Annotated in this window: 21 protein-coding genes; 11 read left to right on the forward strand and 10 right to left on the reverse strand. The window is 64.4% G+C overall.

The window, feature by feature from the left end:
* Positions 1 to 92 precede the first annotated feature (92 nt).
* From FGK64_RS01165 to FGK64_RS01180, 4 genes are read left to right on the forward strand one after another with little or no spacing between them, the layout of a single operon-like run.
* The gene (locus tag FGK64_RS01165; protein WP_138861973.1) at positions 93 to 764 is read left to right on the forward strand and encodes a response regulator transcription factor; all 672 of its coding nucleotides are present in this window, start codon (positions 93 to 95) and stop codon (positions 762 to 764) included.
* The gene (locus tag FGK64_RS01170) at positions 757 to 2,142 is read left to right on the forward strand and encodes a sensor histidine kinase (RefSeq protein ID WP_138861974.1); all 1,386 of its coding nucleotides are present in this window, start codon (positions 757 to 759) and stop codon (positions 2,140 to 2,142) included. The genes FGK64_RS01165 and FGK64_RS01170 overlap by 8 nt, the downstream gene beginning before the upstream one ends.
* Entirely contained in the window at positions 2,142 to 3,182 is a 1,041-nt protein-coding gene (locus FGK64_RS01175; RefSeq protein ID WP_138861975.1) for an ABC transporter substrate-binding protein, read from the forward strand. The genes FGK64_RS01170 and FGK64_RS01175 overlap by 1 nt, the downstream gene beginning before the upstream one ends.
* A 37-nt stretch (positions 3,183 to 3,219) precedes the next feature.
* Positions 3,220 to 4,563: a CoA transferase gene (locus FGK64_RS01180; RefSeq protein ID WP_138861976.1), complete on the forward strand. Its 1,344-nt coding sequence runs from the start codon at positions 3,220 to 3,222 to the stop codon at positions 4,561 to 4,563.
* Here the strand turns inward: FGK64_RS01180 and FGK64_RS01185 are convergent.
* A complete protein-coding gene (locus FGK64_RS01185; RefSeq protein ID WP_138861977.1) occupies positions 4,560 to 5,246 on the reverse strand; it encodes a GntR family transcriptional regulator in 687 nt (228 codons plus the stop codon). The genes FGK64_RS01180 and FGK64_RS01185 overlap by 4 nt on opposite strands.
* Before the next feature lie 250 nt (positions 5,247 to 5,496).
* On the opposite strand from FGK64_RS01185, the gene FGK64_RS01190 reads away from it, so the two are divergent.
* From FGK64_RS01190 to FGK64_RS01210, 5 genes are all read left to right on the forward strand, one after another.
* Complete coding sequence (locus FGK64_RS01190) at positions 5,497 to 6,471, forward strand: ABC transporter ATP-binding protein (protein ID WP_138861978.1); 975 nt, start codon at positions 5,497 to 5,499, stop codon at positions 6,469 to 6,471.
* A 92-nt stretch (positions 6,472 to 6,563) separates the two neighbouring features.
* A complete protein-coding gene (locus FGK64_RS01195; protein ID WP_138861979.1) occupies positions 6,564 to 7,835 on the forward strand; it encodes an ABC transporter substrate-binding protein in 1,272 nt (423 codons plus the stop codon).
* 146 nt (positions 7,836 to 7,981) lie between these two features.
* Positions 7,982 to 8,848 (forward strand): ABC transporter permease, encoded by an 867-nt coding sequence (locus tag FGK64_RS01200; RefSeq protein ID WP_138861980.1) that lies wholly within the window; start codon positions 7,982 to 7,984, stop codon positions 8,846 to 8,848.
* Between the two features lies 1 nt (position 8,849).
* Positions 8,850 to 9,686, forward strand: coding sequence for an ABC transporter permease (locus FGK64_RS01205; RefSeq protein WP_138861981.1), 837 nt, complete (start codon positions 8,850 to 8,852; stop codon positions 9,684 to 9,686).
* A complete protein-coding gene (locus FGK64_RS01210) occupies positions 9,683 to 10,336 on the forward strand; it encodes an aspartate/glutamate racemase family protein (protein ID WP_138861982.1) in 654 nt (217 codons plus the stop codon). Before FGK64_RS01205 ends, FGK64_RS01210 begins: the two co-directional genes overlap by 4 nt.
* Before the next feature lie 30 nt (positions 10,337 to 10,366).
* Here FGK64_RS01210 and FGK64_RS01215 read toward each other — a convergent pair whose 3' ends face one another.
* Positions 10,367 to 11,221, reverse strand: a complete 855-nt coding sequence (locus FGK64_RS01215) for an oxidoreductase (protein WP_138861983.1) — start codon at positions 11,219 to 11,221, stop codon at positions 10,367 to 10,369.
* A gap of 84 nt (positions 11,222 to 11,305) precedes the next feature.
* On the opposite strand from FGK64_RS01215, the gene FGK64_RS01220 reads away from it, so the two are divergent.
* A complete protein-coding gene (locus FGK64_RS01220) occupies positions 11,306 to 12,202 on the forward strand; it encodes a LysR family transcriptional regulator (RefSeq protein ID WP_138861984.1) in 897 nt (298 codons plus the stop codon).
* Between the two features lie 6 nt (positions 12,203 to 12,208).
* Here FGK64_RS01220 and FGK64_RS01225 read toward each other — a convergent pair whose 3' ends face one another.
* From FGK64_RS01225 to FGK64_RS01255, 7 genes are all read right to left on the reverse strand, one after another.
* Complete coding sequence (locus FGK64_RS01225) at positions 12,209 to 13,864, reverse strand: Na/Pi cotransporter family protein (protein ID WP_138861985.1); 1,656 nt, start codon at positions 13,862 to 13,864, stop codon at positions 12,209 to 12,211.
* A gap of 11 nt (positions 13,865 to 13,875) precedes the next feature.
* On the reverse strand, positions 13,876 to 14,670 hold the full coding sequence (locus tag FGK64_RS01230; protein WP_138861986.1) for a metallophosphoesterase: 795 nt from the start codon (positions 14,668 to 14,670) through the stop codon (positions 13,876 to 13,878).
* 1 nt (position 14,671) lies between these two features.
* Entirely contained in the window at positions 14,672 to 15,481 is an 810-nt protein-coding gene (locus FGK64_RS01235) for a carbohydrate ABC transporter permease (RefSeq protein WP_138861987.1), read from the reverse strand.
* On the reverse strand, positions 15,478 to 16,371 hold the full coding sequence (locus tag FGK64_RS01240; RefSeq protein ID WP_138861988.1) for a carbohydrate ABC transporter permease: 894 nt from the start codon (positions 16,369 to 16,371) through the stop codon (positions 15,478 to 15,480). The genes FGK64_RS01235 and FGK64_RS01240 overlap by 4 nt, the downstream gene beginning before the upstream one ends.
* Positions 16,372 to 16,433: 62 nt before the next feature.
* On the reverse strand, positions 16,434 to 17,690 hold the full coding sequence (locus FGK64_RS01245) for an ABC transporter substrate-binding protein (RefSeq protein WP_138861989.1): 1,257 nt from the start codon (positions 17,688 to 17,690) through the stop codon (positions 16,434 to 16,436).
* A gap of 25 nt (positions 17,691 to 17,715) precedes the next feature.
* On the reverse strand, positions 17,716 to 18,768 hold the full coding sequence (locus FGK64_RS01250) for an ABC transporter ATP-binding protein (protein WP_138861990.1): 1,053 nt from the start codon (positions 18,766 to 18,768) through the stop codon (positions 17,716 to 17,718).
* Positions 18,765 to 19,538 carry a DeoR/GlpR family DNA-binding transcription regulator gene (locus tag FGK64_RS01255; protein ID WP_138861991.1) on the reverse strand — a complete coding sequence of 258 codons (774 nt, stop codon included), beginning with the start codon at positions 19,536 to 19,538 and terminating at the stop codon, positions 18,765 to 18,767. Before FGK64_RS01255 ends, FGK64_RS01250 begins: the two co-directional genes overlap by 4 nt.
* A 240-nt stretch (positions 19,539 to 19,778) precedes the next feature.
* On the opposite strand from FGK64_RS01255, the gene FGK64_RS01260 reads away from it, so the two are divergent.
* Positions 19,779 to 20,663: an HAD-IIA family hydrolase gene (locus FGK64_RS01260; RefSeq protein WP_138861992.1), complete on the forward strand. Its 885-nt coding sequence runs from the start codon at positions 19,779 to 19,781 to the stop codon at positions 20,661 to 20,663.
* Positions 20,664 to 20,672: 9 nt separating this feature from the next.
* Here FGK64_RS01260 and FGK64_RS01265 read toward each other — a convergent pair whose 3' ends face one another.
* Positions 20,673 to 20,957 carry an SH3 domain-containing protein gene (locus FGK64_RS01265; protein ID WP_138861993.1) on the reverse strand — a complete coding sequence of 95 codons (285 nt, stop codon included), beginning with the start codon at positions 20,955 to 20,957 and terminating at the stop codon, positions 20,673 to 20,675.
* Positions 20,958 to 21,063 lie beyond the last annotated feature (106 nt).

Consider the following 21,063-nt stretch of genomic DNA (forward strand, 5'->3'; position numbering starts at 1 on the left):
TTCCCTGCGAGTTCAGGATGTGTAACCGTTGTTGCTGTCATGAACCTGTCACGGCTCCGGGTTTCGGCGACAGGTTGGCAGGAGCAGACAACATGCGCATCTTGATGGTCGAGGATACGGTCGATCTGGCCGAAGGCGTGATCGCGCATCTTGCCCGTTCGGGTGTCGTCTGCGATCTGGCAGCAACGCTTGAAGATGCCCGCGATTTCCGGGCGGTGCAACGCTATGATGCCGTGGTGCTGGATATCAACCTGCCCGACGGATCCGGCCTTGCCCTGCTGCGCGACATGCGCGCCGGGGCCGACCGCACGCCGGTCCTGATGCTCACCGCCCTGTCGAGCATCGATGATCGGGTCAGCGCGCTGGACCTTGGCGCCGACGACTACCTAGGCAAGCCCTTTGATCAGCGCGAGCTTGAGGCGCGGTTGCGCGCGCTGGTACGGCGCGAGGCCGAACGGAAAGAGGCCCATATCACCATCGGCGCGCTGGTGTATGCGCCCAAGGATCGCAGCGCCCAACTGAACGGACGCCAGCTCGATCTGACCCGCCGCGAGGCGGCCCTGCTCGACATGCTGATCCGTCACCGGGGGCATTACCTGTCAAAGACACGGCTTTATGACTCGCTTTACGGGTTTGAAGATGCCGACGTGGGCGTGAACGCCATCGAGCTGTACATCGCCCGCCTGCGCAAGAAATTCGCCGGATCGGGCGTGGCGATCCAGACCCAGCGCAGTGTCGGCTATCGGATCGATCTGGATGAGTAACCTGCGCCCTGCCCGCAGCCTCGCCTCGCGCGTGGTGCTGACGGTGCTAGCGATCCTGCTGTTCGGCGGCGTGTTGGTGGCAGGATCGACGTGGTGGAACGGGCAACAGGCCGCGCGGCAGTCCTATGACCGTATCCTGGTCGGCGCGGCCAGCGACATCGCTGAATCCATCCGGATTCGCGACGGCGCGCCACTGGTCAATCTGCCGGTCTCGGCCTTCGAACTGCTGGCGCAGGCTCCCGACGACCGCATCTATTACGCCGTGACCGGGCCGGATGGGCAGCGCGTGACAGGTCTGGATGACGCCCCGCTGATCGACACACCCACCCGCGGCGCAGACCCGGTGCGCTTTTTCGATGCCGCGCTGAATGGTGAACCGGCGCGGTTCGTGCAGGTCACCCGCCGCTTTGTGGAACGTGACTTTTCCGGCCCCGTGCATGTGACCGTGGGCCAGACGCTGCGTGCGCGGACCGCGATGACCCGGGCGCTGGTGCTGGATGCGCTGCTGCCGATGGCGCTGGCCGGGGCGGCGCTCATGGTCTTTGCCTTTCTGGTGATCCGCTCGGCCCTGCGGCCCTTGGGCGACCTGGTCGAGGATCTGTCGCGCCGCGATCCCCATGACCTGACCGCAATGCCAACCGACCGGCTGCCGTCGGAACTGCGCGTGATGCTGGGGGCGATGAACCGCTTCATGGGGCGGCTGGATGGGCAGGTCCATGCGATGCGCAATCTGATTTCGGACACCGCCCACCAGCTGCGTACCCCCGTTGCCGCCATCCGTGTCCATGCCGAATCCGCAGTATCCGAGCCCGAGCCCGAGCCGCGCCAGCGCGCGCTGGACAGGCTGCTCCTGCGGACCCGCTCTCTGGGCACGCTGCTCGATCAACTTCTGAGCCGCGCCATGGTGATCCACCGCACCGACAGCGCCCCGCGCGCGCCCATCGACTTGCGCGAAGTGGCGCTGGACTTGATGGATCGCGACGACCACATGGCGATTGCCCCGGGCGCCGACCTGCGGCTGGTGATCGGAGAAGACCCGGTGATCGTGCGCGGCGATGCCTTTTCGCTTGGCGAAGCGGCGCGCAACCTGCTGGGCAATGCGCTGCGCCACGGGCAGCAACCCGTCAGCATCGGCGTCACCCGCACAGGACCCGAGGCCGCGTTGTGGATCGAAGACGCTGGCCAAGGCCCGGACGCAAGCGTGATCGCCCGCCTTGGCGACCGGTTCAACCGCAGCGCCGCCTCGGGCGAACAGGGCAGCGGGATCGGGCTGTCGATTGTCACCTCGGTGGCCACAGCCTTTGACGGCCGGGTGGACATGCGCGCCACCGACGCCGGATTCCGCGCCAGCCTGATCTTCCCGGCCGAGGAGACCTGATGCCCCGCTTTCTGCTGCCCCTGCTCTGCCTGCTGGCCCTTTCGCCGCTGACGGCCCCTGCACAAGAGGCCACAACCCGCTTTGGCGATGGTGCCACGTCTTTCCTGATGCGATCCACCACCGATATCGGGATCATCCGCCCCGTGATGGACCGCTTTGCCGCGCTGAACCCCGAGCTGACGATCACCTATGAACAATGGGGATCGAACGATCTGTTCGATCTCAGCCGGGACGATTGCCAGTCTGGCGCGCGCCCGGCCGATGCCGTCCTGTCTTCGGCGGTGCAGCACATGGTCTGGCTGGTGAATGCCGCCTGCGGCGCGCCCTATCGCTCGGCCGTCACGGCGGCGCTGCCCGACAACCGGCGCTGGCGCGACGAACTTTGGGGCGTAACGACCGAACCCGCGGTGATCGCCTATAACCGGCGCCTGCTGGCGGGGGCCGATGTGCCGCGCAACCGGTTCGCCTTTCTGGACGCCATGCGCGCTCGGCCCGAGTTTTTCCGCAAGCGTATCGCCACATATGACATCGCCGAGTCCGGGCTGGGATATCTGTTTGCCTATGCCGACAGTCTCGAGGCGACGACTTTCGGCGCGCTGCTCGAGGGGTTCGCACGGGTGGAGTCCGTTGCCACATGCTGTTCGGCCGAAATCATACAGGGCGTGTCCGAGGGGCGATATCTGATTGCCTACAATGTGCTTGGCTCTTACGTGGCCAACGCCAACCTGCCTGATGTGGGCATGATCCTGCCCGAGGATTACACGCTGATCCTGTCGCGCGGTTACATGATCCCAAAGGGCGCAGCTCAGGCGGGGGTGGCGGGGCGGCTGGTGGATTTCCTGCTGAGCGACGAAGCGCAAGCCATGCTGCAGCGCGCCGGGCTGGTCACGCAAATGGACCCGGCGGAAACCGGGCTGGCGGTCAGTGCGCGCCGCTATGTGCCGCTGTCGCCCACCTTGCTGGTGGCGCGCGATGCCAACCGCCGCCGCCTGCTGCTGCGGTTCTGGTCCGACACGTTCATGCAGGCGGAACTGCCATGACTGCGGGGCCATACCGGAAACTCAGGAAAAGGCATCCATGACACACTCGATCACCGATCAGATCACTGCCGCGCTTGGGCGCGAGGACACCGCGAATGTTCAGATCGCAGAGACTGGAGAGGGGCAACTGCGATCGTGCTTTCAAGTGGCCGATCTTGCCGTGTCTTCGGTCCGCGCAGCGGCGCTAGAACTGGCCGCTCTGACCGGGGCGCGCCAGGTCGCGCTCGACCGGCGCTTGGCGCAGCTGTGGTTTGACATGACATTGCGCCCCAAGGGGTGGGACCTGCCGTCGGCCTGGGATGCGGTCGCCGGCGATTATCCCACCTCGGATGGCTGGATCCGGCTGCACACCAATGCCCCGCACCACCGCGCGGCGGCGATGTCGGTACTGGGCGCCGCACCGGACCGCGCGCAGGTTGCCGAGGCCGTCGCGGACTGGGAGGCCGACAATTTGGAAACCGCCATTGTCGGCGCGGGTGGTGTGGCGGCGGCCATGCGCGGGCTGTCGGATTGGGCAAGTCACCCGCAGGGGCAGGCCGTGGCGGCGCAACCGCTGATCCGCTGGACGCACACGGGCGACGGGCCGAAACCGGATCGCCAAGGGCTGGAAGCATGCCGCGTGCTGGATTTGACTCGCGTTCTGGCCGGGCCGATTGCCACGCGGTTTCTTGCCGGATTCGGCGCAGATGTGCTGCGCATCGACCCGCCCACATGGGACGAACCCGGCGTGGTGCCCGAGGTGACGATTGGCAAACGCCGCGCCGGGCTGGACCTGCGCCGCGCAGAGGACCGTCAGGTATTCGAGGCGTTGCTGGCCAAGGCAGACGTCCTGGTGCACGGCTATCGCCCCGGCGCGCTGGACGGGTTGGGCTATGACGCCGGAACTCGCCAGCGCCTGCGCCCCGGCCTGATCGACGTCTGCCTGAACGCCTATGGCTGGGACGGGCCCTGGGCCGGGCGGCGCGGGTTTGACAGCCTGGTGCAGATGAGTTCGGGCATCGCGGCCGAAGGGATGAAACGCGCCCGAGCGGACCGCCCGGCCCCCCTACCCGTTCAGGCGCTGGACCATGCCACCGGCTATCTGATCGCAGCGGCCGTGCTGCGGGCCTTGCGCCTGCGGGCGCGAAGCGGTGCTGGCTGGTCGGCGCACCTGTCGTTGGCCAGAACCGCCACGCTGCTGACGTCGGCAGGCGCAGGTGATTTCACCGGCGGCGACCTGCGCGAACGTGGCGAAGATCTGGCCCCCGATGTCGAGCAGACCGCATGGGGCCCTGCGCGGCGGCTGCGCTTCCCCGTCACGCTGGAGGGCAAAGGGCCCGACTGGCGCGTCCCGGCGGGCCACCTGCGCGTGGACCCTGCGCAATGGGCGCAACTACCCTAGCGTTGCAGCGCCTCGCGCAGGGATGTCGGGGGCTGTGTCACGTTGCGCAAATCCAGCGAGGCCACAAGATCCAGCAGGTGGCTTTTCATCAGCTGCTCGGCCAGCGCCCCGTCGCGCGCGGCAAAGGCATCCAGCAAAGCGTGATGCGCCTGCGTTTCGCACAGCGCGGCGCGGCGGCGCCAGTACAGCGCTATGATCAGGGACGACCGCGAGATCAATTCCGAGATGATGCCCTCGATGGTCGACTGGTCCGCAATGCGGGCCAGTTCAACGTGGAACTGCCCCGACAGGAACAGCGCCCGCCCGTTTTCGCCCGAATCCAGCGCCTCGTGTTCCTGCGCGATATTGGCGCGCAGCATGTCGAGCGCCGCAGGCGTCATCCGCTCGGCCGCAGAACGGGCGGTGCGCGGCTCCAGCAAGGACCGTGCCTCGAACACCTCGCGCGCCTCGCGCACCGAAGGTTGAGCGACAAAGGCGCCGCGATTGCGCTTCAACTCGACCAGATGGCGGTGCGACAGCGCCAGCAAGGCCGCGCGCACGATGGTGCGGCTGATGCCATAGGCCTCGCCCAATTCATCCTCGCCCAGCTTGGTGCCCGGCGGCAGGCGATGTTCATGCACGGCGCGCTCAAGATCGGCGGCCACCGTCTCGGTCGTCCACTGTTTGGAATCGGTCATCGTCATCGTCACGGCCTTCCGAATTGCAGCCTGTCCCTCGTTGTCGCGATTCGCGGAGGAATGAACAAGTGCGACCCGACGTATGAGGTTGTCGGCATAATTGTATACAAACTTGTGACCATTTATGCGCACATCAATGTGACAAGCGCACAATCTTTGCGCAGATCGTGTTTCCGCTCCTGTCTGGCACAGAATTCTCTGCCGGTTCGCCGCGGGCTGCTCTCATGCTGACCAGGAGACGCAGATTGGGGGCACGATGCGCACAGGATACGATCTGGAACTGGTTCACCTGACCAAACGCTATGGCGACACGGTTGCCGTGCGCGATCTGAACCACGTCTTTTCCCCGGGCAGCTACGTGTGTTTCCTGGGGCCGTCGGGCTGTGGCAAATCCTCGACCCTGCGTATGATCGCGGGGCACGAAGAGATCAGCGAAGGCTCGATCCTGCTGGACGGGCAGGATGTATCGCGCCTGCCCCCGGCCCAGCGCGGCACCGCGATGATGTTCCAGAACTACGCGCTGTTTCCGCACCTGTCGGTGCGCGACAACGTTGCCTTTTCACTGCGCATGAAGGGCGTCGACAAAGACACGCGGCACAAGCGCGCGAACGAGCTGTTGGATCTGGTCGACATGACGCATTTGGCCGATCGCCTGCCCGCGCAGCTGTCGGGCGGGCAGCAACAGCGGGTCGCACTGGCGCGCGCGCTGGTGACGGAACCCAAGGTGCTGCTGCTGGATGAACCGCTGTCGGCACTGGACCCGTTCCTGCGGATCCGGATGCGCAGCGAGCTGAAGAAGCTGCAACGCGAGCTGGGCATCACCTTTATCCACGTCACACACGGGCAGGACGAGGCGCTGGCGCTGGCCGACGAGATCGTCGTGATGAACAACGCGGTGATCGAACAGGCGGGCCCCGCGCGCGAGGTCTGGGCGCAGCCCGACACCGAATTTGTCGCGCGCTTTATTGGCGGGCACAACGTGATCGCCCTGCCCGGCGGCAAGGCCACGATCCGCTCGGACGCGGTAACCATTGCGCCCGAAGGGCTGCCCGCGACGGTGATCGCCGTGGAATACCAGGGCGCCTCGGTCGCGGTCAGCACCCGCACCGAGACCGGCGACGACGTACTGGCCTTGCTGCCGGAAGAGCAGTTCTTTGCCGCGCCCAACACCCCCGGCGAATCCGTGCGATTGGCATGGGACGAACGCCGATTGCACCACCTTCGGGCCTGATGGGCCGGAACGACGACGACACCAACAAACCCAACAAACCCAACAAACCCAACAAACCCAACAAAAGACTTCCAACCAGAGAGGATCAAGACATGGCCAAACCCAAGGTAGGATATTCCCGCCGGTCCCTGCTGAAAGCCGGCGGCGCGGCGATTGCCGCCTCGGCCTTCCCCGCCCCGATGCTGTGGGCGCAGGACACCAAGAACATCGTGCTGCGCCAGTTCGGCACCGGCGTGTCGAACCTGAACGACGTGGCGAACAAGGTGAAGGAAGACCTGGGATTCACACTGGAAATGACGGCGCTGGATTCCGACAGCGTGACCCAGCGCGCCGCGACCCAGCCCGACAGCTTTGACATCGCCGACATCGAATACTGGATCTGCAAGAAGGTCTGGCCGACGGGCAACCTGCAGGCGATGGATGTCAGCAAGATCAAGAACTACGACAAGATCGTCGGCATCTTCAAATCCGGCAAGCTGACCGAAGACAGCGTGATCGCACAGGGCACCGCGCCGCACACCGTGGGCTTCGTGCCGGAACAGGGCGCCAAGACCTTCGCGGACGAGCAGACCAACTGGATGACGCTGATCCCGACGATCTACAACGCCGATACGCTGGGCATCCGCCCCGACCTGATCGGCCGCCCCATCGACACATGGGCCGAGCTGCTGAACCCCGAGTTCAAGGGCAAGGCGTCGATCCTGGATATTTCCTCGATCGGGATCATGGACATGGCGATGGTCTGCGAGGCCATGGGCGAGATCCAGTACGGCGACAAGGGCAACATGACTCGCGAGGAGATCGACAAGACCTTCGCGATCTTCACCGAGGCCAAGCAGGCAGGCCAGTTCCGCGCCTTCTGGAAAACCTTCGACGAGTCGGTAAACCTGATGGCGTCGGGCGAAGTGGTGATCCAGTCGATGTGGTCGCCCGCGATCACCGCCGTGAAGTCGCGCGGCATCGACTGTGTCTACCAGCCGCTGAAAGAGGGCTACCGGTCATGGGGCGGAGGCATCGGGCTGTCGAATTCGCTGTCGGGCATGGAGCTGGATGCGGCCTATGAGTACATCAACTGGTATCTCTCGGGCTGGGTCGGCGGCTACCTGATGCGCCAGGGCTATTACTCGGCCGTTCCGGAAACCTCGAAAGAATTCATGAGCGAGAACGAGTGGGGCTATTGGTTCGAGGGCAAGGAAGCCACCGATGTCATCACCTCGCCCACCGGCGACAAGCTGGCAGAGGCCGGAGCCGTGCGCGACGGCGGGTCCTTCGAGGAACGCATGGGCTCTGTCGCCTGCTGGAACGCCGTGATGGACGAGAACCAGTACATGGTCCGCAAGTGGAACGAATTCATCGCATCGTAAACGTGGAGCCGGCGCGCTGACGCGCGCCGGTCCGCGAAATGGGTTTCGGCGCGCTGACGCGCGCCGACCGGCCGGGAGGCCTTCAGCCCCCCGGACCCCCCGAGAGTATTTTTGCCAAAGAGAAGCGGGACGCGCGTGGAGGACAGATGGCGGCACATTTCCTGAAAAACCGGCATATGCTGGGATGGGTGCAGGCCACACCGCTGACGCTGGTGCTGCTGGCGTTCCTGATTGCGCCGATCGTGATGATCGTGATCGTCAGCTTCTGGGGTGCGACGGAGTTTTCGATTTACCCGGCATTCCAATTCGACAATTACGAATTCCTGTTTTCGTCGCCCGTCACCTATCGGGTGTTCGGAAATACGTTGAAATACGCGCTTATCACCTGGGCGCTGACCTTGGTGATCGGGTTCACGGTGGCCTATTACCTGGCCTTCCACATCCGCAGTCAAACGATGCAGATCGCACTGTTCCTGCTCTGCACCATCCCGTTCTGGACCTCGAACATCATCCGGATGATTTCGTGGATACCGTTTCTGGGGCGTAACGGGATCGCCAACCAGACGCTGATCTCCTGGGGCGTGATAGACGAACCTCTGGAATGGCTGCTCTATTCCGATTTCTCGGTGATCCTTGCCTTTGTGCACCTCTACACACTGTTCATGGTGGTTCCGATCTTCAACACGATGATGCGGATCGACCGATCGCTGCTGGAAGCGGCGCGGGACAATGGCGCCAACGGGCTGCAGACTCTGATGCATGTGATCATCCCGCTGACCAAGCCCGGCATCATGATCGGCACCATATTCGTGGTCACGCTGGTGATGGGCGATTTCATCACCGTGCGGTTCATGTCGGGCTCACAGCGCGCCAACGTGGGGCGGCTGATTTCCAACGACATCGGGCTGCTGCAATACCCCTCGGCCGCGGCAACCGCCGTGGTGCTTCTGGGCACCGTGCTGATCGTGATCGCGATCCTGCTGCGCTTCGTCAACATCCGCAAGGAGCTTTGAGATGGACCGCCGTCCGCGCAGTTTCTATGTTCTTTCAGCGGTTTTCGTCCTGTTTGTGCTGTTCCTTTACGGGCCGATCCTGACCATCGGCATCCTGAGTTTTCAGGGACCACAGGGCGGGCTGACCTTTCCTATGAACGGGGTTTCGCTGCACTGGTTCCGCGACCTGTTCCAGGAACAGGCGGTGGGCGATATCTGGGGCGCATTCCGGCGCAGCCTTGTGCTGGGTCTGCTGGTCATGGTGACCACCGTTGTTGTCTCGGTCATGGCGGGGCTGGCGTTTCGCAAACGTTTTGCGGGCTCGGGGCTGCTGTTTTATGCCGCCATCACCTCGCTTGTGATCCCGTCGATCCTGATTTCGCTGGGCGTCGGGCTGATCTTCAACCAGCTGGGGCTGAAGATTCACTGGGCAACCTCGGGCTTTGGCAGCCAGCTGACCTGGACCCTGCCGTTTGGGCTGCTGATCATGTTCGCCGTCTTCAACCGCTTCGACAAAAGCTATGAGGAAGCGGCGCGCGATCAGGGGGCAACCGCGTGGCAGACGTTGCGCCATGTGGTGCTGCCGATCATCGCGCCTTCGCTTATCGGGGTGGCGCTGTTCGGGTTTACCCTCAGCTATGACGAATTTGCGCGCACCCTACTGACGGCCGGCAGCTACAACACGTTACCGCTGGAAATTTTCGGGATGACGACGAATGTGACGACCCCGGTGATCTATGCCTTGGGGACGCTGACCACGGCGTTTTCCTTCGTCATCATCGCGGTGTTTCTTGTGAGCGTCTGGGTGATCGGGCGGCGGCGGGCGCGCCATGGGTCGGACGCAGGCAAGGCCGCATGAAGATTGCCTATATCAACCCGAATGCCACGCAATCGATGACCGATGGCATCGTCACCATGGCGCAAGAGGCGCTGTACGGGGCCGAGATCGTCGGGGTGACCAATACGGATGGCCCGCCCGCGATTGAGGGCCCCGAAGACGGCGCTGCCGCCGTGCCCGGTGTGCTGGTCCGCGCCCGCGCTGCGCGCGCCGAGGGTGCGGATGCGATCGTGATTGCCTGTTTCGACGATACCGGGCTGACCGAGGCACAGGCCGCTTTGGATTGCCCGGTTCTGGGGATCGGACAGGCGGCCTATGCCATGGCGATGCTTCTTGGTCGGCGGTTTTCGGTTGTCACCTCCTTGCCCGTGTCGATCCCGGTGATCGAGGAAAACATCGCCGCGCTTGGGTTTGCGGGGATTTGCGCCTCGGTCCGGGCCAGTGGGTTGCCGGTGCTGACCATCGACGAAGGCGCGCCCGAAACGCTTGATCGTATCGCAGAGGAGATTGAGGCCGCCCGCGTGCAAGATCAGGCCGGCTGCGTCATTCTGGGCTGTGCGGGCATGTCGCCGCTACGTGCGGAGTTGGCCGCCCGTGCGGGTCTGCCGTTGATCGACGGGGTAGCGGCTTCGGCCCAACTGGCGCGGGCGGCGGTGGCCTGCGCGGGGTGACCGCCCCGGCAAAGGGGCGGCCTGCTTGCCCTAGATCGCGTCCAACGCGCGTTTCTGCGCTTCCGTAAACGTCAGCGCAGCGGCCTCCACGTTGTCGTGCAGGTGCACCCGGCGCGAGGTGCCGGGGATCACCAGCATGTTCGGGCTGCGTTGCAGCAGCCACGCCAACGCCACCTTCTGCGGGCTGCTGCCCATGTCACGCGCCACCGTGTCCAGCGTTGCGGATTGCAGCGGTCTGAAGCCGCCCAGCGGGAAGTAAGGCACATAGGCGATCCCGTCTTCTGCCAGCCCGTCAATCAGCGCGTCGTCGTCCCGATACGCAAGGTTGTAGTGGTTCTGGACGCAAACCACAGGCGCGATATCGCGGGCGATGCGCAGTTGATCCGCCGTGACGGTGCTGACGCCGATATGGCCGATCAGCCCTTCATCCTGTAGCTTGCGCATCAGGCGCATCGGCGTTGCGACATCGTCCTCGGGGCCGCCCAGGCGCAGGTTCACGATGTCCATACGGTCCAGACCGAGGCGGGTCAGGTTGTCTTCGACCGATTGGCGCAGAAAACTAGCGTCACGTTGCAGGTTCCAGCCGCCCGCATTGTCGCGCCAGGCGCCGACTTTGGTGACCAGCACCAGGCCATCCCGATAGGGGTGTAGCGCCTCGCGTATGATTTCGTTGGTGACATGGGGCCCGTAGTAATCGCTGGTGTCGATATGATCGACGCCCAGCGCGATGGCCTCGCGCAGGACGGCAAGCGCCTCTTCCCGATCTTTCGGTGGGCCCATCACGTGCGGACCGGCCAGTTGCATGGCGCCATAGCCCAAGCGGTTCACGCTCAGGTCAGTTCCGGGAAAGGTAAAGCGGCCAGCGGCGGCGGCGGGAATTGTCATGCGGCGTCTCCTTGTTTGACAGGCCACAGATGGCCTCCGCCAGATTGTTTGAAAACACCCCTCAATCCGAATAAGCTGATCGGCATGACGAACAATCTTGACGATCTTGGCGTGTTTCTTGCGGTGGTGCGCGCGCGGGGCTTTCGCAGCGCCGCCCGCACGCTTGGTCTGTCTCCGGCAACGATCAGTGACACCATTGCCCGACTTGAATCGCGGCTTGACACCCGGTTGCTGACCCGCACCACCCGCAGCGTCGCGCCCACCGAAGCGGGCCACGAATTGGCCGAACGGATCGCGCCGCTTCTGGCCGACGCGGCTGACGCGATGGATTCGGTGCGCAGCCGGTCCGGCACGCTGCAAGGGCGACTGACGCTGAATGTACCCGGGGCGGTGATGGTCGATATCCTGCCGCCGCTGATCGAAGGCTTCATGGCGCGCCATCCCGGCGTGACGGTCGAAATCATGGTAGACGACCGATTGGTCGATACCGTGGCCGCGCAATGCGATGCCGGGGTGCGCTATGGCGAAGCACTGGCGCAGGACATGATCGCCCTGCCCCTGGGGCCACGGCGCCAGCAGGCCGCGCTGGCCGCCGCCCCGGCCTATCTGGAACGCGCCGGAATCCCGGCCCACCCCCGCGACCTGTTGCACCACGATTGCCTGCGCGCGCGGTTCACCAGCGGCGCGCTTGTCCCGTGGGAGTTCGAGCGCAACGGCGAAACGCTCTCGCTGGACGTTCGGGCGCGGCTGACCGTGGGCACCAATGGCTCGGCCGCGCTGATCGGGCACGCGATTTCCGGGATGGGGCTGTGCATGGCCTTTCGCAACTGGCTGCAGCCACACTTCGACAGCGGCGCGCTGGTTCCCGTGCTGCAAGACTGGTGGCCCGGTTTTGAAGGCCCGTTCCTGTACTTCCACGGACGCCGTCCGCCTGCCCCGCTGCGCGCCTTTGTGGACTACCTGCGCGCCGCCCGGGCCTGACCGGCCCTAGCTGTTGGCCAGCCGGCTTTCCAGCAGTTCGCCATGTTCCTTCAGCATCGGATAGGCGATCATCGCGAAGGATGTGTTCAGCATCTTCAGCGCGCGCAGCAGATCGATGTGGATGGCGCTGGTTTCAATCGATTCCGTCAGACCCTGCCGCAGGCGGGTCAGGTGATTGCGCTCCAGCCGTTCTTCGATCTCGCGGATCTTTTCCTTCTGCCCAACCAACTCGCGCGCGGCGCCGATATCTTCCGACATCAGCACGATGATACCATGCTGCACGTTGCGAAGGACAGTATCGTGAAAATCGCTCAGCTCGCGCCAGCCGTCTTCGGAAAAATGCGTCTTTTCCGCATTCTTGCGCCGGGCAAGGCTGACCATCTTGCGCGCGATGCTGTCGGCCCCCGCCTCAAGGTTCACGGCCACCCCCGCCAGATCGAAAGCACGGGTGCCGGTATCTTCGTTCGGGTCCGTGCTGCGGATGCCCGACAGGTAGACGCGCAGATCCAGCGACATGCGCGACACCTCGCGCTGTTCCACGCGCAGCCTTTCGGCGGCGGGTTCGTCGAAGGTGTCGAACAGGGGCATTGCCTCGCGCAGCATCGCCTCGATCCGGTTCGCCATCTCGACCAGTTCGCGTTGTGCGCATGCAAATGCCAGTGCCGGGCGGTTCTTGACCGTCGGATCCAGCGCCGAGCGTGTGATGTCCGCGCCCAAACCGGCCGTGGCCGGCAGGAACAGCCCGGCCAGTCGCGCACAGGGCACCAGCACGACCAACCCGACCAGCAGCAGAAGACCGTTGAACCCAAGATGCACGTTCAGCGCCTGTTGCTGCGCCGAGCCGCCGGGGATCAACGCGGTAGCATCCAGCCAGTAAAGCGAGATTACAGCCGCACAAGCCCCGCCGCCCCGCAGCAGCAGGTTGCCAAGGATCACGCGGCGCACGTCGACATCCGATTGCAGCGTCAGGAAGAAGGCGATGAAGGCGCCGCCAAGATTCGCGCCCAGCACCATCGCAAAGGCCGCCTGCAACGGCAGCACCCCCTGCGCGGCCAGCGTGGCGAACAGCAGCACGGCGGCAACGCTGGAATGCACCAGCCATGCAAAGACTGCCGCCAACAGAAAGGCCGTCAGCGGATCGCCCGACAGGTAGGCCAAAGTGGCGCGCGCGGTATCGCTTTGCGTGAGGGGAAAGCTGGTATCGCGGATCAGGTCCAGCGACATGAAGATCAGCGCCAGCCCGATCAGGATTCGCCCCACCTGCCGCAGGCTGCGGCGCGAACTGCGCAGGAAAATCAGCACACCCGCCAGCAACAGCAGCGGCATCAAAACCGAGATCGGCGAGGTCAGCACCTGCACCACGATGGCCGACCCCAGATCGGCCCCAAGGATGATCGCCAGCCCGGCCGCCACGCTGATCGCACCCGACGACATGAACCCCGCCAGCAGCATCGCCACTGCGGTCGAGCTTTGCAGCAGAATCGACGCGCCCGCCCCGGTGGCGGCAGCGGCAAGGCGGTTGCTGGTCGACCGGCGCAGCCATTGGCGCAAGTGGCCTCCGAACGCACGCTCGAATCCGGTGCGCACAAGGCGCACCGACCAGATCAGGAATGCCGCCGCGGCGGCAAGATTGAGAACAACCAGAACGGGAGAGTTTTCCATAGCGCGCCGTTCTAGAACGAAAACGGGCCGTCTGCAGGATCCAGCGGAACCGCGCTGATAATTCCGTCGGCCCCCGTGTCGATTACAGCACAGCCAGTCGGCCCGAGGTAGAACCCCGTGACGGCATCCGCCCGGCGATCCAGCGCGAACCCGCTGCAGGTCGAAGGTGCGGTAAAGACGCGATGGCGGCCCAGCCGTCCGTGATGGACCCCATGCACATGGCCCGCAATCAGGGTGATGTCGGCGCGTGCATCGGCCAGAGTGGCATTCAGCGCCGCGGTATTTTCCAACCCGATAGCATCCATGAACCGGATGCCCGTGCGGATCGGCGGGTGGTGCAGCATCACAAGCACGGGGCCGGTCGCATCCGCCACAGCATCGCGCAGCATGGCGAGGCTGTCGTCGTGCAGGCGTCCGCCGCCCTGCCCTTCGACCAGCGTATCCAGCCCGATCACGCGGGTGTCGCCCACCTGTGCGATCCAGTCGATTTGGCCGGAGCCGGGCACATGGTCGAGGTCGGCAAACGCAGCGCGCATCGGCGCGCGTGCATCGTGGTTGCCCGGCACGACGAACATCGGCAGGCCAAGGCGGTCGAGCTGCGCCCGGGCAAAGCCATAGCTACCGGCGCTGCCATCGTCGCTGATATCGCCCGAGACCAGCAGCGCATCCAGCGGGTCCAGCGCGGCGCGCATCGCGATCAGCCGGTCGATGGCGGCCTCCAACAGCGCGCGCGTGTCCAGCACGCCAGAGGCGTGTGCGCCTTCGGCCACCACATGCAGGTCGGTCAGTTGCAGAAATCGTGCCATGTCATTTGATCCCCGCGCGCAGGAAGGCCTGCACGAACTGGCGCTGGAACACGAGGAAGGCGATCAGAAGGGGCGCCACCGTCATCATCGTGGCCGCGGAAATCACGCTGATGTCCACGCCGTTTTCAGGCGCGCCAAAGATCGACAGCCCCACGGTCAGCGGCCGGGTATCGGGCGAATTCGTCACGATCAGCGGCCACAGGAAATTGTTCCAATGAGTCGAGACCGACACCAGCGCATAGGCCAGGTACGTCGGCCGGGCCAGCGGAACGTAGACGCGCCAAAGAATCCCGAACCAGCCGCAGCCTTCGACGCGCGCGGCCTCGTGCAGCTCAATCGGGACGCCCTTGAACGCCTGCCGCATCAGGAAGATCCCGAAAGCGGAGGCCATATAGGGCATCCCCACCCCAAGGATGGAATCAAACAGCCCCAGCCGCGAGACCATGGCGTAATTCTCGACAATCAGTACTTCGGGCAGGATGAACAGCTGCATCAGAACAAGAATGAACAGCACGTCGCGCCCCGGAAAGCGCACTTGGGCAAAGGCAAAGCCCGCCAGCGTCGTCACCACGAATTGCCCGATCAGGATCACCGTGACCAGTACGAAGGTGTTCAGGAAGTACCGCAACCACGGCGCGCCCTCCCAGGCGGTGCGGAAGTTGTCCAGCGTCCAAGGCGAGGTCAGGTTGAAGTTGACCGCATCCGACGTGCTGTGAAACGCCGCCCAGAAGGCGAAGACCAGCGGCGAAATCCAGATCACCGCCAGCAGCAGCGCGCCGAGCGCCTCGAAATGCCGGGAAAGCCTGCTCATTGGTAATGGGTCCGCTTGTCGAGGATGGTGAATTTCACGGCCGCGACCACGCCCAGCACCACAAGCACAAGGATCGTCATCGCCGCCGCATGGGGCGCATCGAAGAAGGCAAAGGCCATCTCCCAGATGTAATAGAGGATCAGCTTGGACGCATCGTTCGGCCCGCCCTTGGTCAGGATGAACAGGTGGTCGATCAGCTTGACCGAGTTGATGAGCGCATTCACCGCGATGAACAGCGTCGTCGGCATCAGCAGCGGCAACACGATCCGGCGCGTATAGGTCCAGCGGCTGGCGCCTTCGATGTCGGCGGCTTCTTTCAAATCCTCGGGGATCGTCTGCAGCGCGGCGAGGTAGAAGATCATGAAGAACCCGGCCTCTTTCCAGATCGTCACGATGATCACGGCCCACAGCGCCGTTTCGGGCTGGCCCAGCCAGTTGACGCTGGGCAGGCCGAACAGCCCGCCGATCTGGTCCAGCACGCCAAGCCCGGGCGTATAGAAGAACAGCCACAGGTTCGCGGCGGCGATCATCGGCAGCACGGTCGGCGTGAAATAGGCGGTGCGGATGAACCCGCGCGCGGGCAGTTTCGAATTCGCCCAAAGCGCCATGCCCAGCGCGATGGCGATGGAAATCGGAATGGTCGCGCCCGCATAGATCAGGTTGTTGGTGACCACTTTCCAGAACACCGGGTCGGCAAACAGGTCGCTATAATTTTCGCCGCCGACAAATTCGCTGGGCCGTCGCCGGGTGCCCCGGCTGAACAGGCTGGACCAGAGCGTGGCCAGCGAGGGGTAGAACGCGAAGGTCGCCAGCAGGATCGCGGCGGGCGACAGCAGGATCCAGCCATAAATCGCCTGTCTGCGGCGTTCGTTGCTGACGTGATCGGCCATGGCTGTGCCCCTCGCGGAATGGCAAACGGGCGCCCCTGTCATCGGGGCGCCCGCCTGGGTGGTTACTGGTAGTCCTTGAGCAGGCGCACGGCGGCGGCCTGCGCCTCGGCCAGCGCATCTGCGGGCGATTTCGCCCCGGTCAGCGCCGCCTGGATCGCGTTGTTCAGACCTTCGCGCACACGGGCGGTTTCAAAGGTCGAAAACTCGGCCACCGCGCTTTCCAGCTGGTTGCGCGCGACCAGCGCCGGCGGGAACTCCTTGGTGTAGGTCGACAGCGCCTCGGTGTCGTAGGACGCGGGCGACACGCCCATGTAGCCGGTGCCGATGGACCATGCCGCCGCCTGTTCGGGCGCGGTCATGAATTCGATCAGCTTCAGCGCGGCGGCCTGCTCTTCCGGCGAGGTGTCCTTGAACACATAGAAGTTGCCGCCCCCGGTGGGCGAGCCCTTGCGCACGTTCGCGGGCAGCTCGGCCACACCGAAATCAAAGCTGGCGGCGTTCTTGACGGCGGTCAGGTTGCCGGTCGAATGCCACATCATCGCGGTCTGGCCTTCCAGGAAGGCCTGGCGCAGCGTGCCCCATTCCACGGTGCCCTCGGGCATGATGCCCTCGTCCGTGCTGAGCGATTTCCAGAATTCCAGCGTCTCAACCACGGCGGGATCGTCGAAATAGGTGGTCAGACCGTCATTCGACATCAGTTCCTTGCCGTTCTGGATCGCCAGCGCCTGGAACATCCAGTAGGGATAGCCGGTCGAGGGGATCATCAGGCCATAGGTGCCGTCCTTGGTTAGCGCCTTGCCCATGCTGACCATTTCGTCCCAGGTTGCCGGGGGCGCCTCGGGGTCCAGACCGGCGGCCTTGAACATATCCTTGTTATAATAGGCCACGATGGTCGAGCGCTGGAACGGGATGCCCCATGTCTTGCCCTCGACCTGCCCGTTCGCCATCAGCGCCGGGTAAAAGCTGTCGAGCCAGGCTTGATCCACACCTTCGATATCGTCGAAGGCCACGATCATGTCCTGTTCGATCAGGTCATAGGCGTCGATCGAGAACATGACGGCCAGCTGCGCCGGTTCGCCCGAGGCCAGCGCCGACAGCGCGCGCACGCGGGTGTCGTCGTAGTTGCCGGAATAGACGGCGTTCACCTTGATGTCGGGGTTCGCCGCCTCGAAATCGGCGACGATGCCGTCGACCACCTCGGTCAGCGCACCGCCTACGGCGATGGGGTAGTACATGGTCAGTTCGGTTTCGGCCGCAGCCGGTGCCGCCAGGGCAAGGGCCGAGGCCGTTGCGAGGCTGAGTGTCTTGAAAGCGTTCATCTGAGTTCTCCCTGAAACTACGCGTTCATCCGTCGGTGAAGGCCGGTTGCCCGGCCGGGTCGGCAAGCCGCTGGCCTGCCGCGTCGAAAAAGTGCAAATCCTTGTCCGAAAACGCGATTTCCATCTTCTCGCCTGCCGGAATATGCCGAAGCCCCGGCAGGCTGACGGTCAGGCCACTAGCGGCCGGATGTGACAGCCCGATGAAGGTTTCCGAGCCGAGGAATTCGCAATCCGCCACAGTGCATGACAGCCGCCCCTGCCCCGGTTCGGCAACTGTGACATTCTCGGCCCGCAGGCCGACACGTGCGGCGCCACCAACCCCCGGCAGCGCCGCGCCGTCGATCAGCGCCATCGGTGGCGCTCCGACGAATTCAGCGACAAAGGTGTTGGCGGGGCGATAGTATAACTCTTCCGGCGGGCCGGCCTGCTGGATATGACCGTCTTTCATCAGCACGACCATGTCGGCCATACTCATCGCTTCGGTCTGGTCGTGGGTGACGTAAACCACTGTAATGCCGAGGTCGGTCTGCAACTTCTTGATGTCCTTGCGCACCGAGGCGCGCAGCTTGGCATCCAGATTAGACAGCGGTTCATCCATCAGGCACAGCGGCTGGTTCGCCACGATCGCCCGGGCCAGCGCGACCCGCTGGCGTTGCCCGCCCGACAGCTCTCCGGGTTTGCGATCTTCATAGCCCAGAAGCCCGGTGATCTCTAACGCGCGGTGCAGCTTTTCGCGCCGCTCGGCGGCCGCGACCCGGCGCACCTTCAGCCCGAACACCACGTTTTCGGCCACGTTCAGATGCGGAAACAGCGCATAAGACTGGAACACCATCGACAGATTGCGATCAGATGGCGCGGCATTGGTCACGTCACGCCCGTCAATCGCGATAGTGCCTTCGTCGGGCAATTCCAGCCCCGACAACAGGCGCAGCGTCGTAGACTTGCCGCAGCCCGATGGCCCCAGCAGCGCCACGAACGACCCGCGCGGAATCGACAGAGAAATGTTTTCGACCCCCAGCTGGCCGTTCCACCGCTTCGCCACGTTGTCAACATGCACAAATGGATTGGTCGCGCTCATTCCGCCCCCTCCGCAAAAATGATCCTGTCGCCCAGATCGTCGATCACCGGGGCGAACCCCACCGGAGCTGTGTCACAGATCGTCTGGTCCACATCCCCGATCAGCGCCCCCGCCGCCGGGGCCATGCGCCCGAATTTGCTGTGGTCGATCACAAGGATCGAGCGCTGCGCATTCGCCCTCATCTTCTCGGATGCGCGCACCTCGGATTGGTGAAATTCAAGCAAACGGCCATCGTCCGCCACGCCTGCGGTGCCGAACACGGCAAATTCGGCCCGGTAGCGCGAGAAGAACGACACCACCTCCTCGCCCACGAAATCGCGGTCGGGCAGCCGCAGCTCTCCCCCCGGCAGGATGATCCGGTTCGAGACCTCATCGCTCAGCGCCATCGCAGCGCTGAGGTTGTTGGTGATCACGGTCAGTTCCCTGCGGTCTGTCAGGGCTTGCGCCACACTCAGCACCGTCGAGCCGATGGACAGGAACAGCGTCGCCCCATCGGGGATTTGCGCTGCCGCTACTGCGGCGATCGCGCGCTTCCCGGCAAGGTTGGACCCGGCGCGCTGATCGAACGGAGTATTCAGCCGGTCTTCGGCCAGTTCGATCCGCCCATGCCTGCGGCGAAGCATATTGTCTTCGCACAACAGGTCGATGTCGCGGCGGATCGTCTGGGTCGACACGCCCAGCATCTCGGCCAGCGCGTTGACGCTGGCGCCGCCCCGCTCTTGTACGACCTGCAGGATAAGGTCGCGCCGTTTGATCCGTTTCGAAGCCATCGATTCCCTGTCGTTTTGTTGGAACTATACGGAGCAATTGTAACAAAACAACGAAATCATACACATGTCGCCTACAAATTTAGCACAAGACACGCTTCACCCCATGAAACCCCTGCCGCGCAGGAAAAAATGTTGATTTGTCGTTTTTGCTTTTCTTTCCCCGCGTGCCCGCTACCATCGCCCCGACCGCGCCGCTTCCGTGGCGTTGCCCTGCTTGCACTGAAGGATCCCGCCCGCGACATGACCGACGTTGTCAGCATCTTTGACCGCTATCAGGCGGTGCGGCCCCGGCTGCCGCAGGCCCGGTTCGAACGTGCAACCACCAGGATCGATTCGCTTCTGGACATTGCCGATACGGTCGATGCCTTCGTCTTCGATGCTTTCGGTGTGTTGAACGTAGGCGAAACGCCGATCCCCGGCGCCGCGCGGCGGCTGGATCAACTGCGCGATGCCGGGCGTGCCATCCGCATCCTGTCGAACGCCGCCAGCTACGACCACGACCGCGCGGCCGAGAAATTCCGCAAGCTGGGGATGCGGGTTGCGCACGACGAGATCATAACCAGCCGCGACGCCGCCTTGCTCAGCCTCGACGACCGGCTGTGGGGCTGTGTCGCCGCCCCGTCTGATGCCCTGACGGACATCGACTCCAACACCCTGCGACTGGACCAGACCCCAGAGAGCTACGACCGGGCCGAGGGCATTCTGTTCCTGTCGAGCGAAGATTGGGACGACACCCGCCAGGGCCTGCTGGCCGCCAGCCTTGCCGCGGCCCCGCGCCCCGTGGTCATCGCCAATGCCGATATCGCCGCGCCGCGCGACCACGGGTTTTCGCTGGAGCCCGGACATTACGGCCATTTACTGGCCGATCGGGGCCTTTCCGACATTCGCTTTTTCGGCAAGCCCTTCCCCGAAGTCTTCGCGCTTGCCGAACAGTCGCTGCCCGGCATCCCGCCGGACCGGATCGCCATGTGCGGCGACACGCTGCACACCGACATCCTTGGCGCTGCCGCGCGCGGCTGGCGCACCGTGTTCGTGGAACAGGACGGGATGTTCAGCGGCGTTGACACGGGGCCCTATCGCAGCGCCTCGGAGGTGATGCCAACATGGCGGCTGTCGCGCATCTAAGCGCGGGTTCTAGGGCTTTCTCAGATAGTCGGCCGAAACGTATCCCGTCACGCCCGGGTCCTTCGCCAGCGACACTTCGCACCACAGTTGCCCCATCTCGGTCACGCATGTCCGCCGGACAACCTCGGTTCCGTCGGGTAGCCCCAGCTTGACCTTGTAGCCAAGGCTTGGACCATAGCGCAGTTTCAGCAGGTCGCCTTGGCCGACACCCGTCACCACTGCACGCTCGCCCATCACCCCGGCGCATCCCGCCAGCAGTATCGTCCCTGACACCACGATTGCCGCCCACCGCATCTGCCTGCTCCTTGCTCGCCAGTTTTGCCCCCTGAATGACAAACCCCGGCCCAACCGGCAAGAGCCGCGTGACCCCACCTGCTGGCGCATCGCACGCGGCCCGACG

The sequence above is a fragment of the Arenibacterium halophilum genome (assembly GCF_005938225.1).
Lineage (GTDB): Bacteria > Pseudomonadota > Alphaproteobacteria > Rhodobacterales > Rhodobacteraceae > Arenibacterium > Arenibacterium halophilum.

Excerpts from the sequence above, each read along its gene's own strand:
- FGK64_RS01165 (WP_138861973.1), top strand. The coding sequence starts at position 93 with ATGCGCATCTTGATGGTCGAGGATACGGTCGATCTGGCCGAAGGCGTG.
- FGK64_RS01170 (WP_138861974.1), top strand. The coding sequence starts at position 757 with ATGAGTAACCTGCGCCCTGCCCGCAGCCTCGCCTCGCGCGTGGTGCTG.
- FGK64_RS01175 (WP_138861975.1), top strand. The coding sequence starts at position 2,142 with ATGCCCCGCTTTCTGCTGCCCCTGCTCTGCCTGCTGGCCCTTTCGCCG.
- FGK64_RS01180 (WP_138861976.1), top strand. The coding sequence starts at position 3,220 with ATGACACACTCGATCACCGATCAGATCACTGCCGCGCTTGGGCGCGAG.
- FGK64_RS01185 (WP_138861977.1), bottom strand. The coding sequence starts at position 5,246 with ATGACGATGACCGATTCCAAACAGTGGACGACCGAGACGGTGGCCGCC.
- FGK64_RS01190 (WP_138861978.1), top strand. The coding sequence starts at position 5,497 with ATGCGCACAGGATACGATCTGGAACTGGTTCACCTGACCAAACGCTAT.
- FGK64_RS01195 (WP_138861979.1), top strand. The coding sequence starts at position 6,564 with ATGGCCAAACCCAAGGTAGGATATTCCCGCCGGTCCCTGCTGAAAGCC.
- FGK64_RS01200 (WP_138861980.1), top strand. The coding sequence starts at position 7,982 with ATGGCGGCACATTTCCTGAAAAACCGGCATATGCTGGGATGGGTGCAG.
- FGK64_RS01205 (WP_138861981.1), top strand. The coding sequence starts at position 8,850 with ATGGACCGCCGTCCGCGCAGTTTCTATGTTCTTTCAGCGGTTTTCGTC.
- FGK64_RS01210 (WP_138861982.1), top strand. The coding sequence starts at position 9,683 with ATGAAGATTGCCTATATCAACCCGAATGCCACGCAATCGATGACCGAT.
- FGK64_RS01215 (WP_138861983.1), bottom strand. The coding sequence starts at position 11,221 with ATGACAATTCCCGCCGCCGCCGCTGGCCGCTTTACCTTTCCCGGAACT.
- FGK64_RS01220 (WP_138861984.1), top strand. The coding sequence starts at position 11,306 with ATGACGAACAATCTTGACGATCTTGGCGTGTTTCTTGCGGTGGTGCGC.
- FGK64_RS01225 (WP_138861985.1), bottom strand. The coding sequence starts at position 13,864 with ATGGAAAACTCTCCCGTTCTGGTTGTTCTCAATCTTGCCGCCGCGGCG.
- FGK64_RS01230 (WP_138861986.1), bottom strand. The coding sequence starts at position 14,670 with ATGGCACGATTTCTGCAACTGACCGACCTGCATGTGGTGGCCGAAGGC.
- FGK64_RS01235 (WP_138861987.1), bottom strand. The coding sequence starts at position 15,481 with ATGAGCAGGCTTTCCCGGCATTTCGAGGCGCTCGGCGCGCTGCTGCTG.
- FGK64_RS01240 (WP_138861988.1), bottom strand. The coding sequence starts at position 16,371 with ATGGCCGATCACGTCAGCAACGAACGCCGCAGACAGGCGATTTATGGC.
- FGK64_RS01245 (WP_138861989.1), bottom strand. The coding sequence starts at position 17,690 with ATGAACGCTTTCAAGACACTCAGCCTCGCAACGGCCTCGGCCCTTGCC.
- FGK64_RS01250 (WP_138861990.1), bottom strand. The coding sequence starts at position 18,768 with ATGAGCGCGACCAATCCATTTGTGCATGTTGACAACGTGGCGAAGCGG.
- FGK64_RS01255 (WP_138861991.1), bottom strand. The coding sequence starts at position 19,538 with ATGGCTTCGAAACGGATCAAACGGCGCGACCTTATCCTGCAGGTCGTA.
- FGK64_RS01260 (WP_138861992.1), top strand. The coding sequence starts at position 19,779 with ATGACCGACGTTGTCAGCATCTTTGACCGCTATCAGGCGGTGCGGCCC.
- FGK64_RS01265 (WP_138861993.1), bottom strand. The coding sequence starts at position 20,957 with ATGCGGTGGGCGGCAATCGTGGTGTCAGGGACGATACTGCTGGCGGGA.